The sequence below is a fragment of the Brucella pecoris genome, from assembly GCF_006376675.1.
GTDB classification, from domain to species: domain Bacteria; phylum Pseudomonadota; class Alphaproteobacteria; order Rhizobiales; family Rhizobiaceae; genus Brucella; species Brucella pecoris.
This window is the reverse complement of the sequence record NZ_VEWK01000012.1, coordinates 35,277-49,529: the sequence shown is the minus strand read 5'-3', so window position 1 is coordinate 49,529 and position 14,253 is coordinate 35,277. Positions and strand designations below refer to the sequence as shown.

Below are 14,253 nucleotides of genomic sequence, written 5' to 3'. Positions count from 1 at the left end.
CGTACCTTTCAAACGGCGTTCACCGGCATGCACAATACCGCTTTATAGCTTGCATATTTGCGTCAAATGTTCGCTTGCCCACCCTGCATGAACAACTGCCAAGCCTGATCGAAATATCTCTCTTCCTCGGCTGTATCAGAGAAACGGCCCTCGCCAAGCATAGTGGAGATCAGCGGCTTGATCGACGTCGCGTAGAGAAGTTGCTCGGCGATAAATAACGGATCTCCTTTTGCAATAAGGTGATCGACCTGCGCTTCAACGATCAATGATGCGAACCTCGCCATAATCGGATCCTGTGCCACAGGTGTCGGCTGCACGCCTCCCAAACCCACGGCCTCGCCCAAGGCAACGCGATTGAGCGCGACCATCTGCGGTCGCAGATTAATTGCGAGCAGTGCGCGAGCATAAAGCCGGAGGCGCTCAAGCGACGTCCCTTCCCTTGCCATCAAGGCGTCAAGCTCGTCGAGAACCTGCGATTGCAATCCCTGCATCAATGCAGCGAAAAGAGCCGCTTTGGAAGGATAGCGGCGATAGATTGTATCCTTGCCCGCGTTACAAGCCAAAGCGACCTGCTCCATGGACGTTGCTGCAAATCCTTGAGAGGCAAATAATCCAGTTGCAGTGTCAAGGATACGGCGATTGAGCTCCTCAAGGGCCTGCCTTGAAGGTCGTCCACCTTTTGATCTGCCACGACCAGACTGCTGCCTCCCGGTAGAACCTGTTTCCGGCAAAGCCTCTTTGTCTGTCTTCTTAATTGAATGCGGGGCCATCGTCCTGCCTTTGACGGTTGGGGATCTGCCAATGGTCGATCTTCTTCCAGACTTTATATCGATGCAAAAACCAAACGCAACCGTACCGTTGCTAGCTTGCAACAAAAATAAATATGAGTACAACTGTCATAAATTATAACTGGACGTATTCGTCCCGTTTAGTTACAGCGATTTGAAACTGGTTATAAAGACAGGAAGTGTCGCAATGTCTATAAGGATACGAAGTCTCATTCTTCTCGGCACCAGCAGCCTTTTGACCCTTGCGAGTTCAGCGATTGCACAGGAAGCGGCAACGCAGCTTGAAACAATCGTGGTGGAAGGAGAGACCAGAGCCGACACACGAGATACTATTCTGCTTCAAAAGAGCCTATCCTCGACCAAAACCGATACAGCATTGCTGCAAACACCCCAGTCCGTATCGACAATCACGCGGCGACAGCTGGATGATCAAAATCCGCAAACGGTCAGTGAAGCCCTGCGTTATACTGCCGGTGTGCTTTCTGACAGGGATTCCAACACGCGCTATGATTCCATCTTTCTTCGCGGATTTGGCAGCTTCGGAACCACCACCAATTACGTGAGCTATCTCGACGGCCTGAAACTCCCGCGCGGACAGGCATTCGCTCAAACATCCATTGATCCATTTTTGCTTGATCGTATCGATGTGTTGAAGGGACCTTCAGCCCTTCTTTATGGACAAATCAGCCCCGGTGGACTGGTCAACCAGATCAGCAGGCTTCCCTCTGCACAGCCTTATAATGAGGTTCGTATTCAGGGCGGAACTGATAGCCGGGTCCAAACTGGGCTGACTTCGCGAGGAGCACTTAGCGAAGATGGCAGCCTGCAATATGGGATCAGTATGATCGGTCGGCGCGCCGAAACCCGCTACGACGATGTGGATGAAAAGCGGTTTGGCATCGCCCCTTCCCTTAGATGGCAACCCGATGCTGATACGAGCCTGACCATCTCGGGATATTATCAGAAAGACCCGGAAGGCGGATACTTCAACTCACTTTATCCGCGTTTTCTCGCTCCCCTTGACTATCGCCACTATCTGGATCGCAAGCTGAATATTGGCGATCCAAATTTCGATTCTTTCACGAGGGAGCAATATGGCATTGGCTATAGTTTTGAACATCGCTTCAACGATACAGTGGCAGTACGGTCGAAGCTGAGATATTCCCACGTCGACACTGATTTTCAGTCTCTCCAGATGATGGGCGCTATTGACACAAACGGATTGATACCGCGTCAGGCACTGCGCTCGATTGAAGACGTCCACGGGATTTCATTCGATAATCAGATGCAGTTCGACTTCGATACAGGTGCACTGCAGCATAAAGTTCTTGCTGGTATAGACTATCAGAATTCAAAGAGTGACTGGGAATACCGTTTTGGATTAGCACCGTCGCTGGATGTTACAAAACCCGTTTACGGTCAGCCAATCGGACCGCTGGCCACCATTATCGACAGCGGCCAAAAGCTCAAGCAGACAGGCATATATGTTCAGGATCAACTGAACTTCGGTGGCTTCCACGCAGTATTGGGCATTCGTCACGACTGGACCGAACAGAACACCGATAACCGTCTGGCAGGAACCTATTCGGATCAGTCAAGTGAAGCGACGAGCTATAGAGCGGGTCTGCTTTATCTCTTCGAGAACGGCCTTGCGCCTTATGTAAGCTATTCAACATCGTTCGAGCCGGTCATTGGCGTTGATGCCAGCGGCGCACCATTCATCCCCAGCAAGGCGCAGCAATATGAAGTCGGCCTCAAATACCAGCCCACAGGTCTTGATGCCTTGTTTACCTTTTCGGCATTCGACATCCGACAGAGAAATGCGCTTGTTCCCGATACGATCGGCTTCAGCGTTCAGGAAGGTGAAATTCGCTCCCGTGGGTTGGAATTCGAAGCCAGAGGCAACCTTACAGCCAATCTCGAACTAATCGCAGCTCTCACCATGCTCGACACGAAAGTGACAGAGACGGCGGTTGCTGCCAATACCGACAAGCGTCCGCAGGCGGTGCCGGAGTATTTTGGTTCGATCTGGGCCAATTATACCTTCCTTGGCGGAGCGCTCGAAGGGCTATCGGTTGGCGGCGGCGTCCGCTTCGTCGGATCAAGTTATGCCGACAATGCCAATACGGAGAAAGCGGACGGCTATATGTTGATTGACGCCGCCTTGCGCTACGATTTCGGCGTAAAGACACCTAGCCTGAAAGGCCTAGAAGGAACACTCAATGTCACCAACCTGTTCGACAAGGGTTACTATTCCAGTTGCAGTTCTGATTTTTACTGTCAGTTCGGCAATGGTCGTCAGGTGCTGGCAGGATTGAATTATAAATGGTGAAGATCGACAGGCGAACATTTTGCGCGGGCCTCGTCCTGAGTCCCTTGACGGGCATTTCGCCTGCCAGTTCCGCCGCATTAAGCACTGTTACCGATATGACAGGTCGTAAGGTCCAGATACCTGCACAGCCGAAACGCATCGTTCTTCTGGAAGCACGTGACATTGTCACCATGGCATTGCTGCACCCAAATCCAGCCGCGCTGATCGTCGGATGGGCCGCAACAGATCGCATCGATAGCAATATCTTGCTCAAACAGTTGCAAGGAAATCAGAAAATTGAAATCGTCGGCAAACAGACGCCGGATACGATTTCAATCGAAGGGTTGATCAGCCTGTCTCCAGATCTGGTGGTAGCGAACCTTTTCATGGCGCCACAGGGGGAGAAGGACCTTTTGGTTGAGCGTCTGAAAAATGCAGGCATAGCCGTGATCTTCAGCGAACAGATTAGCAATAGCAATGAGGGACAGCCAGCAAAGCACAGTATTATCGAGAGTTTCCGTGACCACGTGCGAATGTGGGGTAAAATTCTGGATGCAGAGACAAGGGCCGCAGATTACATCGGATTGTTCGATAAGCATTTGAACCGGATCGAGCGCCGTTTGGCAGATGCGACACCGGTCACGACTTATCTGGAAGTTCAATCAACCACGGATGATTGCTGCTGGGCTGCCGGAAAGCAGGTCTGGGGAGAGTTGCTCACGCTTGGCGGTGGACAAACACTGCCCGGCGTGACCGCCCCTTGGTATCAGAAACTTCAACTCGAGTATCTGCTATCGACACCATTCGATGCCTATATTGCTTCGGGAGGCGGTTGGAGTTCCGGCGGACGCCCCGCTATCGGAACAGGGATCGATCACGTTAAAGGCCGCGAAGGATTGAAGCGGCTGACACAACGAACTGGCTTCGGGCAACTTGCAAGCGTTCGCAACGGTCGCGTTCACGGCATATGGACGGGGCTCATTTCGGTGCCACCGCTCAACATTATCTTCATTGAACTGGTTGCCAAATGGCTGCACCCCGGTCTCTGTGCGGACATTGATCCCGACGCAACCCTTTCCGAGATCAACCGGCGATTTTTTAAAACGCCTCTTGGCGGACCATTGTGGGTTTCGTTGCAGGACTAAACGATGAAAACCGAACTCTCTCAAAAACGCCTATTCAAAGCGGCAGCAACCATCGAGTTTCCCAAAATCCAGCATTTTCTGGAACCGATCCTAACCTCAATCTCGACGCACGATATGACTGTTACCCCACATGGTGACAATCATCTGGTCATATCTGTATTCGGCACAGCAGAAATCAAGGTCCAACCGGGCCAGCTTCTTCTTTCCATCGAAACCACCAACAAGCATGCACTCAATCGTCTGAAACATGCGCTGGTCGGTCCAATATCTTTCATCGCCGCCAGTGAAAAACTCGATATTCAATGGCTCGGCGATGAAACGGGCTTCACGCCCCTGGAAGATCTGCGCGTACTTCGAGTCAAAGCTATTTCCCAGCTTACCCCACGCATGCGTCGGATCGTTTTTCAGGGAGACGACCTTGCTCGCTTTGATCGCGATGATCAGCTTCATTGTCGATTGATTTTCCAGCCGAAGAATACCCACTCACCGGAATGGCCGGTTCTCGATGAAGCTGGCCATATTGTGTGGCCAAAACAACAAAAGCTGGATACGCGCGTCTATACCATCCGTGCAATTAATCCGGCCTGCGGTGAAATTACGATCGACTTTGCATTGCATGAAAGCGCTGGACCAGCGACACGATGGGCATTAACCGCGTCCACGGGTGATATTGTCGGCATCGTTGGCCCAGCCGCTGGCGGACCAACGCCTGCTAAATTTTATGTCCTGGCCGGAGATGAGACAGCGATGCCGGGTATCGCGCGGATTCTCGAAAGTATCGATAGAAATGCGATCGGCATTGCCTTTATAGAAGTCGACAGCCCATCAGAAATGCAGCCGCTTGTGAAACCGCCAAAAATCGAAATGCAGTGGCTTTATCGCCACGGCGCGCCCGCAGGAACGATGATGCTTCTTCCTGAAGCTATTCGATCCGTTTCCTGGCCGCACAATCTGAATGATGTATTTTTCTGGGGTGGCTGCGAGCATAAGGCATTCCGTGAAATTCATCGAATCCTTCGGCAAAATGTAAAACTGCCCAGCGAACGCCAGGTGCTATATTCGTACTGGCACAAGGCACTCAGCGAGGAACAAATCATTGCGGTTGGCGCAGAAGCTTATCTGCCGGATTCGTAATGGACCGTAGTTTGTCGTGCTTTATCGCAGGTTCAAGGAGAGGGCTCGCAACACCCGATTCCTGTCGTTGGCCGAACGCGAAATGCCGAAGCTGGCGGTGTAAGCACCCATTGATGGCAACACCTAAATAACACAACCTATTGTCTCGTCTCCGTATGCGGAGGACCTATTTTTCTAGGGAATATTATTACGCCTGCATAACCTGCCCGCATGCATTCGTATTTTATTACAAAACTCTAATTCTGATATTTCGGAATAGCCAATTTCGGGATAAAGTTGCCCGCAACTTGGAGCTGCATCCGTGCGATATATTTCTCGAGAATTGGTTCAAATCCCAGAGATCCTTACCTCCCCCGAGGTCAACAGGCTACGTAAGGAGTTGGCGAGGTATGCGGCTAACACTGACGGACTATCGAAACAGCAACGAGCGCCAGTCAACCAAACCATTTTCGCGGATTCCAGTTTACTAAGCGGGCTCAACGAGCTGTTTGAAGGACGGTGCGGATACTGCGAACGACGTGTCGAGACACATAGCCGCCCACCCCTGGAACACCATCGCCCATTTGGGCTTGCACAGGGCAAGGACGGTCGTACAGATCAGTCGCACTATAGCTGGCTCGCTTATGAATGGGATAACATGGTGGCGGCCTGCCAGGATTGCCGCAAGCGAAAGCAGAACCTCTTTTACATTGATGGAACCCGCGGCCCTATTAACGCAACGATCGCCGAATTGCGCTTAGCAGAAAACTCGCTGCTTCTTGATCCTTGCTTCGACGATCCAGCCAAACATCTCCGCTTTGGTTCCGACGGTACGGTCGATCATCTGAGCACAAAGGGACAGGAGACAATATCGCTCCTTTCACTTAATCGCCGTGAACTCATCGATGCGCGCCACCGCGCCTTGCGAGAGACGGTCGATCGACTGGTAGACCCACCCCAAGGATTGTTTGCAGTCTCGACCGGTTTGCACGAAGGCTGGGCATCCTTTATGTTGCCGAATAGCAGCCATCCAGGTGCAACTGCGCTTGCACTGCTGCAGTCTGCTTCAGACCAAGGTCGAAGCTTTGAGAATCTCAGCCAAATGCTGAACGAGCTTAGTGAGATGGATCCACTTGGCCGTCGCGACTTCTTCTACTCGCTGCTTGAGGGGAAAGCGACAGAAGCATCGATGATCGAAGAGTCGTTTTCTCTGCCGCCATTCAGACGACTGCCGGGCCTCGCGGAGATGCCCGCCGCGAAAGCGACCATCACTACTGTCAGCATTCGTAACTTCAAAGGACTAAGTTCGATCGACTTTCGGCTTCCCGATACTGTTCCGTCAATGGAAGCTGTGCCCTGTATGATCTTGCTTGGGGAGAATGCCACCGGGAAAAGTAGTGTTCTTGAAGCGATTGCGCTTACCCTTCTTGGTACTGTCGAGACGGAAGCCCTTGACCGGCTTATTCCCGGTGAGGATGTAAATCCAGGCGGTCTCATCAACAGGCCCGACCTCAGTCAGCGGGATGATCTTTCGCATGATCCCCTTGAGGTAAGAGTCGGCTTTTTTGGCGGTCAAATGTTCTCCACACTGACAGCCAGAAGTTCAAGCGCAACTTTCGATGGAACGGCAGAGCCCTCCAAGATTGTGCTGGCATATGGTCCAAGGCGTTATTTTTCGAATAAGAAGACCCGCCGTTTTCGGGCACCTGCGTATCGCGCGCGATCGCTGTTCGATGCAATGGCGACAATCGCCAATCCAGCCGACTGGCTGCTGACTTGCGAGGACGCCAAATTCGAGCCGGCCGTCCGGGCACTACGTGAAATTTTGATGCTCGAGGCAAACGATTATTTTGCGCGCGAGGATGGGCATATTGTCATCCAAACTTCAGGCGGGCGCACACGCCTTGAGGAAATGTCGGTCGGATACAAGTCGATCATCGCGATGGCGACCGACATCATCCGCGAGCTTCTACGTTTTTACGACAACCTCGAATATGCAAGCGCGACGGTTTTGATCGACGAAATCGAGACCCACCTTCATCCGCGTTGGAAGATGCGTATTATGTCTTGCCTTCGCCGCGCATTTCCGCAGGTGCAGTTCATAGTCACTACCCACGACCCATTGTGCCTGCGGGGCATGCACGATGGCGAGGTTTTCGTCCTGCACCGGTCGGGTAGTGACCAGCGGATCGAAAAACTTGAGAACTTGCCGACAATCAAAGGAATGCGAGCGGAGCAGCTTCTAACATCCGAGTTCTTTGGGCTCGGATCGACCGACCCGGAAACGGATGCAAAACTTGCCCTGTATCACGAACTCACTTCCCGGCAGGACAACCTTAACGACCGCGAAAAGGAGGAGTTGAAACGGCTCAAGCGCGATCTTGATCGAAACCTAGTCGTTGGTGACACACCGATCGAGCAGGCATTGGTGGATGTTTTGCGACAGGCCGAGTTCGAGACTCGCACAGAGCCAAGCAAGACCGCGTTACCGAAGCGGGCGTCAATTCTGTCTAACGCACTGCAACGACTGACGAGCGACTTCGTGTCGCCTCAGGAAACCCGCGCCAAGGTCGGATCACCGAACACCGTGCAAGACGGAAACGACGGAACGGCGGAGGCGTAATATGATCCGCGTCGATCGTGATGGCAACGTGCCGGCACGGCTTGATTTAAATGATGAAACGAGCTCGGCCTCAGTCGAGCGCCAGAAGATTATTGACGGGCTGGTGGGCGGAAAACCGGCGGAGGGCACCAAGTTTTCCGCTTATTCGGACAACACAGTGCGCGATGCACTGCAGGACCTTTTCCATAACAAATGCGCGTACTGTGAAAGCAAAATCGCTGGTTCTCAGGATACTGACATCGAGCACTACAGACCGAAAGGACGGGTTACGGACGCGATTAACAGCGGCGTCGATCACCCAGGTTACTGGTGGCTGGCTATGGACTGGAGTAACCTTGTGCTCGCTTGCATGCATTGCAACCAGCGCCGTCGTCAGCTGATCTACACACCTGGAATGACAGAAGAGCAGATCGTTACTTTGATCGAGTCCAACAAGACCGTCACGGTTGGCAAGCTCGATGCGTTTCCTACAGCGAATTCGACATGGGTCACCGACTACATGCAGGACATCGAAACGGAGCAACCACTGCTGATCGATCCGACGAGGGTTGATCCCGAAGTACACCTCGATTGGATTGTGAATGAAAACCTTTCAACTGTTCGCGCTCGTGACGGCAGTTGCATCGGCCAAACGTCAATCGATATTTACGCCCTGAACCGACGCCGCCTAACCGAAGACAGGATGTCGAAACTCCTTTTCTTACAGTGGACTGGTAACCGGGCTTTGGAAGAGTTGAATTCAGCGGTCAACGAGGAGGATGACACAATTGCCAACATTCGAGAGAAATCGGCTCTCGACTACCTCGACATCGTGCGACTTCACTGCGCTCCCGATCAGCCATATGCAGGGATGGCGCGAGCCTATCTCGCCCATCTAGCTACGAAGATCTCCGCTATACAGGGCGCCTGACTATAGTTGGATACGCCTTCCATACAAGTGAAACGCTAACAAAAAAAGAGCCTGATCCGTGCCGTCGCTCGGGTTAACGCAAGTCTTGGTTGTCGGATAGATTCTTAAAAAGAACTTGCATGTCTGATTTTCAGACATTATCTTGTTACCAGGTCCTAGTTTGCGACGGGAGTTGTAGGTGTCGACGACGACAGCAATGCCAAGCACTCAAACATTTCCGGCAGCATCTGTTGAGGCGACTCTTCGCGCTGATCTGGTTGACACAATCAAAAATCAGGCAGCGATGCGCGGTATTGCGCTTCCGTCTTCCGTTTCAGCTATTTCGAGCATGACAATTCACGTGGACTCGCTGATTGCGGTATCAATCTTGTGCAACGTTGAACCGACGATCGGTTTCGAATTGCCGGACAAGGTTGTAAAGTCCGGGGGATATTCCTCTGTAGACGAAGCAATTCAGCATCTACTGCCGAAGATCGAGTCTCGATGGAAAAAACACAAGGGGATCAAGGTATGAGTGGTTCCGCAGCATCACACTCCCAAGATGATATTGAGCGGAAACGCCTAGGCGAACGCTTGCGTGAAGCCCGGAAGTATCTTGGGCTGAAGCAAGACGAAGTTGCTCAGTATCTCAAAATCCCTCGAACAGCGTTGACGGATATTGAGAATGGCCAACGCAAGGTCGAAGCAATTGAGTTGAGTCGCCTGGCGAAGCTCTACCGCCAACCAGTTGGCTTTTTCACTGGCGACGATAAGGGCACATCGGATTTGCCTGCCGATGTCGCGCATTTAGCGCGCCGCGCTGCCGATCTATCAACCCAGGACCGTGCCGAACTTGGGAAATTCGCTGAATACCTTCGTTCTCGAGCGAGTAGGTGACAAGGGATGGTCGCGCAAAATTATGCTGGAGCAGTAAGGGCCGGCACACTCGCGGCTGCGCGAATCCACCGCGATTTGACCTTGCGAGAGACTATTGAGGCCCGCGGCGGAAACGTTGATGTTTTCAAGGCAATCCATGAACTGGACGTGCCACTTCTACTTCGCCCTCTCAAGGGCCTATTAGGCGCGTTCCTAAACGCGCCATCGCCAGGCATTCTGGTCACAACGGAACGCCCGATGAGTATCCAGCGTTTCACTGCCGCTCATGAGCTCGGTCACTATATTTTACAACATGAGCCGAGCTTGGACGATGACAGCATGCTTCGCCGTATGCCTGTTAACGCGCAACCTGCCTCCGACATGCAGGAAGTCGAAGCAGATGCCTTCGCAACAGCATTCATGTTTCCGACTTGGCTCTTGGGCTGGCACATGACACGGCAGAGATGGACTGTCAGTGACTTGCGGCGCCCCAGTACCGTCTACCAATTGGCGCTTCGATTAGGCGCCAGCTATGAAGCGACTTGCTGGACTCTCGTGCGCAACACTCTAATCGACCGGAAACAAGCACGAGAACTTCTCCTTACCAAACCACGTCAACTGAAGGCTAATCTCCTCGGCCAATATGAGCCGGCCAACTACAGGGGAGACGTCTGGCTACTTACTGCACGCGACGCTGATACACGGCTAGATGGAAGCCGAAACGACCACTTTGTCCTGCGTTTGGAGGAGCATAGCGGAGGAGGCTATCTTTGGGACATGGATCAACTTAGTGCCAGCGGCTTTGCTATCGTCCGCGAGGAACTGGAGTCGGGTGACGATGGAATTGGCGGCCCGGTAATTCGCCGAGTTACGGCGCAGCCCACTTCCTCGTACCGGGGAAAAATGGCGCTTGAAGAACGGCGCCTCTGGGACCCCGATGAGGAGCCGCTGCGTTCGCTTGAGGTCGACTTTGATCTCACTGGCCCCGAAGAAGAAGGCCTCTCGCGAGCAGAGCGCCGTGATTTGCTCGAGGCCGCATGAGCAGCATAGTAGTTCTAAAAGATCTCCGTCCGCTATTCGGCCCAGCGCGCAACCAGGGCTCTCGACCAACATGCCTCGCCTTTGCTGCGAGTGATACCCATGCAGCTCTTCGCGGACCGTGGGCTCCACTATCGTGCGAGTATCTATTCTACCACGCACAACGTCGCACAAGTCGATCGCCGACGCAGGGTGCGCTGCCTACTGCAATTCTGGCGGCTTTGAGAGAAAATGGGCAGCCCGAAGAAAATAGATGGCCTTACCAACCTACTGTGTCGAGTGATGAGGCCTCGTGGCAGCCTCCGGCTGGTATCTCACCTGTTTACGGTCGAAATGGTCGCGGGAAAAAGGCGTCGATTGACGATGTTATCGAGCAGATAGATCGAGGCGTACCGGCGATCCTCTTGATGACGACCTCGCGATCATTCTTTCGCCCTACCAGCGAGGGTGTCGTAGCAGCAGCCAAAGATGAACAGCCCGAACCTAACCGTCGCCATGCAGTAATCGCTGCTGCTCACGGCCTTGTCGATAATAAACGCTCCGTTCTCGTGCGAAATAGCTGGGGACCACGCTGGGGTAAATCAGGCTACGCATGGCTCACGGAAGATTTTCTCGTACCCCGCCTCAAAGGAATTTTCGAATTATTGGAGGACTTGGATGTATCTAGCAGTTCCGCCGCAGCCTGATTGCGTAACGGCATGGCGCGAGGCCGTCCGTTTGGTCGATGCGAACCACGGTCACGAGGCACATAACGTGATCATTGATGTGGCAAACCCAGTAGCTGGTGCAGATCGCAGCGACCGTAGGGTCGAAGTAGTCAACAGCTTTCTCGAAAAGCACGAGAAAGCTGTTGACGCGGTCGCCAATACAATTTTCCCGCAAGCCCTTTATGAAGGCTTCGGTTATCCGGGGTTTTTCAAAGTTTTTGACGAGAAAGTGCTCTCCAAGGTCCGCAAAAACGATCGCTGGTCTGGCTATTATTTTGAGCGAATGACCCATCTCCCAGGTGGAAGTGACAACTTACCAAATCCACTCCAGGACATCGTAAGACGAATCCGCGACCCTAATGTAACGGCTTTGAACAAGTTTGAACTATCCATCTACGATCCACTGCGCGACGTCGATGACTCTCCTTATGGTGGCCAGTGCTTGAGTTTCTTGAGTTTCAAGCTTGCGCCAACAGCCGGTCGGCGGAAACTCAACCTCACAGTGATCTATCGCAATCACTATTATATTGAAAAGCTTCTCGGGAATCTCGTGGGACTTGGTCGGCTGATGAATTTCGTTGCCCGAGAAGGGAACGTCGACCTCGGCAGTCTAACCGTGATCTCAACCCATGCCGTCATTGACCAGCCGGGAAAGGCAACCAAACGAACAGATATTGAAAAGCTTCTTACCGACTTTGATGCAGCGGCTACGGTCAACAAAGTGGCTTGAATTTAGAATGGCAGCTCTAACGTCCGGGCCGGTCCGCCGCCCGCCGCAATGCCGTAGATCTTGCGTAAGCCAGCAACAAAATCAGTCTGCCCTCCGTAGCTGGGATGGCGCACTGTGGACACGGGCACGCCGACACCATCCAACGCGAGACCAGCATCGCGACCGATAGCGACGATTCTCCTTGGTCGAACCATCGAAATAAGCGCCATCAAAAACGGCCAGGCAATGTCGCGCTCCTTGCGGGTGTGGCATCGGTTTGAGAAGGGGTCTCCAGCCTCGTAAGGATGCAGCGGGAACACATTCCAAAGCACAGCCGGCTCGTCGATCATCGACAACATATTCCATACGACGGCTGCCGTTCGCTCAGCAACGATAGGACCTATCGTTGCCCGTTCCAGCTTAACCCCGCCAAGCAGACGAGAAGCATCACCAAGATGCACCTCATCTGTCAGTGGGACGCCGGTACGCCTTCCTCCTCGGTAGCCAAGGTCCCGAGCAATCCAGATCGTATCGACATGCGATTCAATAGCTGCCTCAAGGCCACGCTCGAAATTATCACGGCGGATCTGCGCTGCGTCAGATCGATCATGTGTCGGGCAACATTCGCGATATGGGTTGAACACGTTGGCGAGTTCGAGCTCGGCAAGCGAAGCGGTGAATGACTTGGGGGTGATCACGGTAGCTCCTCGATCCTGAGGCGTCTTTGCGCAGTATCTATATGTAACAGCCCCCGGCGGTGCTCGCGCAGAAACCGGAATGCTGCATATCCCTGAAGGATTGCGTCCTCCCACAGCCACAGCGGGACCGTCTCTACCTCGTAACCGCCGACAAACTGCCGGATGTTTTTGAGGAGATCGAATGGCAGATCTCCCGCGCCCATGCCAGAGAAAAGATTGAGATTCACAGCTTGGCCGAAAATCCAGGTCGTAACTCCTTCCTCAATCAGGATAGCGCGGGCACCATCCTGTGCCTCGTCAATCCTGGCTGTACTCTTCCTCTTCAGTCTAAAAAGAGCGCGAATGACTGGAGACCAACCAAGGGTGGCCACATAGGCATAATGGAAGACGTCATGGAACCGGTAGTCATCCGGAGTCATTGCATTGTCGGTGAGACGATCGCCGATATTCAATCCGTTACAGCGCTGGAAAACAAAGCGCCGTGCGCCGACGTCACGCTCAAAGATTTCCACCCTCAAGTCGCGAGGAAGTTGCTCTTCCGCAACGGCGTGACTGTCGAGGAGCTCCGGATGCACTCGCTCCAAGGGCCAACGGTCGTCAATCTTTGCGAGATTCTTGATCGCAGCTGCTTCTAGGGTCGTTCCGGATTCATTGGCAGCCTGGACAAGATGCCCCGTCACGGCTCTCAGGCGCGATACGAGCGTTTGCCTGTCACCGAGGAGGCGTCCTGCTTCGTGATCTGCCATTAAGCCTCCGACCGCTCCAGCCAGTTGGAGCAATGTCCGTTCGAATGCAGGCGTCGGCTGCGTACGGCGTGGCATGACCGCAGGCTGGATGGAAGAAAAGGTTAATGGACGTTGCCCCGAGTCAACATGGCTGACGATGTCGGCAAGGGCGATGTTTGCTCGGTCGGCAACGATCGTCAGATACCACAGGACGTCACCGAGTTCCTCTGCGACGGCACTCGCGTATCCCATGTACGAAGTGCGGTCACGCTGTTTTTTCTTCACTTCGCTTAGGAGACTGCCGGTCTCTCCAAACAAGCCGAGCAGTGGAAAAGTCATTGAGCCGCCATCACTACGTTGGTCGGTCCTTGATGCTTTCAGGGCGTATTCGTCGACCGACAGTGGCATGAAAGTTTCAGTCATGATCTTCGCTTCCTGCGTCTGTCGCTGATCGATTCCGGTGGGACGGCAAAGCCGTAGGCATCAAGCGCGCGCAGAACAACCATGCGCAGCGGTTCGCGCGTTTCAGCCGAACGAATATCCAGCTCCCGCTTCGTCGAAGCGGGGATCAAGACCTGCAGATATTCTTCCTGTTCTTCTTCAGAAGCAACCTCTGGATGTTTCATAAAAT

General features: G+C 53.2%; 14 protein-coding genes. 10 read left to right on the top strand and 4 right to left on the bottom strand.

Annotated elements, in window-relative coordinates:
• Positions 1–62: 62 nt before the first annotated feature.
• Entirely contained in the window at positions 63–770 is a 708-nt protein-coding gene (locus FIB18_RS19495) for a TetR/AcrR family transcriptional regulator (RefSeq protein ID WP_140022379.1), read from the bottom strand.
• 205 nt (positions 771–975) lie between these two features.
• Between FIB18_RS19495 and FIB18_RS19490 the strand changes: the two genes are divergently transcribed.
• The 10 genes from FIB18_RS19490 (at position 976) to FIB18_RS19445 (ending at position 12,220) form a co-directional block, all read left to right on the top strand.
• A complete protein-coding gene (locus FIB18_RS19490; protein WP_140022278.1) occupies positions 976–3,120 on the top strand; it encodes a TonB-dependent siderophore receptor in 2,145 nt (714 codons plus the stop codon).
• On the top strand, positions 3,114–4,244 hold the full coding sequence (locus FIB18_RS19485; protein ID WP_140022277.1) for an ABC transporter substrate-binding protein: 1,131 nt from the start codon (positions 3,114–3,116) through the stop codon (positions 4,242–4,244). Before FIB18_RS19490 ends, FIB18_RS19485 begins: the two co-directional genes overlap by 7 nt.
• A gap of 3 nt (positions 4,245–4,247) precedes the next feature.
• Positions 4,248–5,378, top strand: a complete 1,131-nt coding sequence (locus tag FIB18_RS19480; protein WP_140022276.1) for a siderophore-interacting protein — start codon at positions 4,248–4,250, stop codon at positions 5,376–5,378.
• A gap of 301 nt (positions 5,379–5,679) precedes the next feature.
• Positions 5,680–7,980: an AAA family ATPase gene (locus tag FIB18_RS19475; protein WP_140022275.1), complete on the top strand. Its 2,301-nt coding sequence runs from the start codon at positions 5,680–5,682 to the stop codon at positions 7,978–7,980.
• Position 7,981: 1 nt separating this feature from the next.
• Complete coding sequence (locus FIB18_RS19470; protein WP_140022274.1) at positions 7,982–8,890, top strand: HNH endonuclease family protein; 909 nt, start codon at positions 7,982–7,984, stop codon at positions 8,888–8,890.
• A 178-nt stretch (positions 8,891–9,068) separates the two neighbouring features.
• Complete coding sequence (locus FIB18_RS19465) at positions 9,069–9,404, top strand: hypothetical protein (protein ID WP_140022273.1); 336 nt, start codon at positions 9,069–9,071, stop codon at positions 9,402–9,404.
• Positions 9,374–9,766 carry a helix-turn-helix domain-containing protein gene (locus FIB18_RS19460; RefSeq protein WP_235894924.1) on the top strand — a complete coding sequence of 131 codons (393 nt, stop codon included), beginning with the start codon at positions 9,374–9,376 and terminating at the stop codon, positions 9,764–9,766. The genes FIB18_RS19465 and FIB18_RS19460 overlap by 31 nt, the downstream gene beginning before the upstream one ends.
• 6 nt (positions 9,767–9,772) lie before the next feature.
• Entirely contained in the window at positions 9,773–10,786 is a 1,014-nt protein-coding gene (locus FIB18_RS19455) for an ImmA/IrrE family metallo-endopeptidase (protein WP_140022271.1), read from the top strand.
• Positions 10,783–11,469, top strand: a complete 687-nt coding sequence (locus FIB18_RS25420; RefSeq protein WP_140022270.1) for a C1 family peptidase — start codon at positions 10,783–10,785, stop codon at positions 11,467–11,469. The genes FIB18_RS19455 and FIB18_RS25420 overlap by 4 nt, the downstream gene beginning before the upstream one ends.
• Positions 11,441–12,220: a thymidylate synthase family protein gene (locus FIB18_RS19445; protein ID WP_206667401.1), complete on the top strand. Its 780-nt coding sequence runs from the start codon at positions 11,441–11,443 to the stop codon at positions 12,218–12,220. Before FIB18_RS25420 ends, FIB18_RS19445 begins: the two co-directional genes overlap by 29 nt.
• Positions 12,221–12,222: 2 nt before the next feature.
• Here the strand turns inward: FIB18_RS19445 and FIB18_RS19440 are convergent, their stop codons facing one another.
• From FIB18_RS19440 to FIB18_RS19430, 3 genes are read right to left on the bottom strand one after another with little or no spacing between them, the layout of a single operon-like run.
• Positions 12,223–12,897: a uracil-DNA glycosylase gene (locus FIB18_RS19440; protein WP_235894922.1), complete on the bottom strand. Its 675-nt coding sequence runs from the start codon at positions 12,895–12,897 to the stop codon at positions 12,223–12,225.
• Entirely contained in the window at positions 12,894–14,045 is a 1,152-nt protein-coding gene (locus FIB18_RS19435) for a nucleoside triphosphate pyrophosphohydrolase family protein (protein ID WP_140022269.1), read from the bottom strand. Before FIB18_RS19435 ends, FIB18_RS19440 begins: the two co-directional genes overlap by 4 nt.
• Positions 14,042–14,248 carry a hypothetical protein gene (locus tag FIB18_RS19430; RefSeq protein WP_140022268.1) on the bottom strand — a complete coding sequence of 69 codons (207 nt, stop codon included), beginning with the start codon at positions 14,246–14,248 and terminating at the stop codon, positions 14,042–14,044. Before FIB18_RS19430 ends, FIB18_RS19435 begins: the two co-directional genes overlap by 4 nt.
• Between the last annotated feature and the right edge of the window lie 5 nt (positions 14,249–14,253).

What these genes read in the sequence shown, in the direction of transcription:
- FIB18_RS19455 (WP_140022271.1), top strand. Translation starts at nt 9,773, where the DNA reads ATGGTCGCGCAAAATTATGCTGGAGCAGTAAGGGCCGGCACACTCGCG.
- FIB18_RS19435 (WP_140022269.1), bottom strand. Translation starts at nt 14,045, where the DNA reads ATGACTGAAACTTTCATGCCACTGTCGGTCGACGAATACGCCCTGAAA.
- FIB18_RS19495 (WP_140022379.1), bottom strand. Translation starts at nt 770, where the DNA reads ATGGCCCCGCATTCAATTAAGAAGACAGACAAAGAGGCTTTGCCGGAA.
- FIB18_RS19480 (WP_140022276.1), top strand. Translation starts at nt 4,248, where the DNA reads ATGAAAACCGAACTCTCTCAAAAACGCCTATTCAAAGCGGCAGCAACC.
- FIB18_RS19470 (WP_140022274.1), top strand. Translation starts at nt 7,982, where the DNA reads ATGATCCGCGTCGATCGTGATGGCAACGTGCCGGCACGGCTTGATTTA.
- FIB18_RS19460 (WP_235894924.1), top strand. Translation starts at nt 9,374, where the DNA reads ATGGAAAAAACACAAGGGGATCAAGGTATGAGTGGTTCCGCAGCATCA.
- FIB18_RS19445 (WP_206667401.1), top strand. Translation starts at nt 11,441, where the DNA reads ATGTATCTAGCAGTTCCGCCGCAGCCTGATTGCGTAACGGCATGGCGC.
- FIB18_RS25420 (WP_140022270.1), top strand. Translation starts at nt 10,783, where the DNA reads ATGAGCAGCATAGTAGTTCTAAAAGATCTCCGTCCGCTATTCGGCCCA.
- FIB18_RS19430 (WP_140022268.1), bottom strand. Translation starts at nt 14,248, where the DNA reads ATGAAACATCCAGAGGTTGCTTCTGAAGAAGAACAGGAAGAATATCTG.
- FIB18_RS19485 (WP_140022277.1), top strand. Translation starts at nt 3,114, where the DNA reads ATGGTGAAGATCGACAGGCGAACATTTTGCGCGGGCCTCGTCCTGAGT.
- FIB18_RS19490 (WP_140022278.1), top strand. Translation starts at nt 976, where the DNA reads ATGTCTATAAGGATACGAAGTCTCATTCTTCTCGGCACCAGCAGCCTT.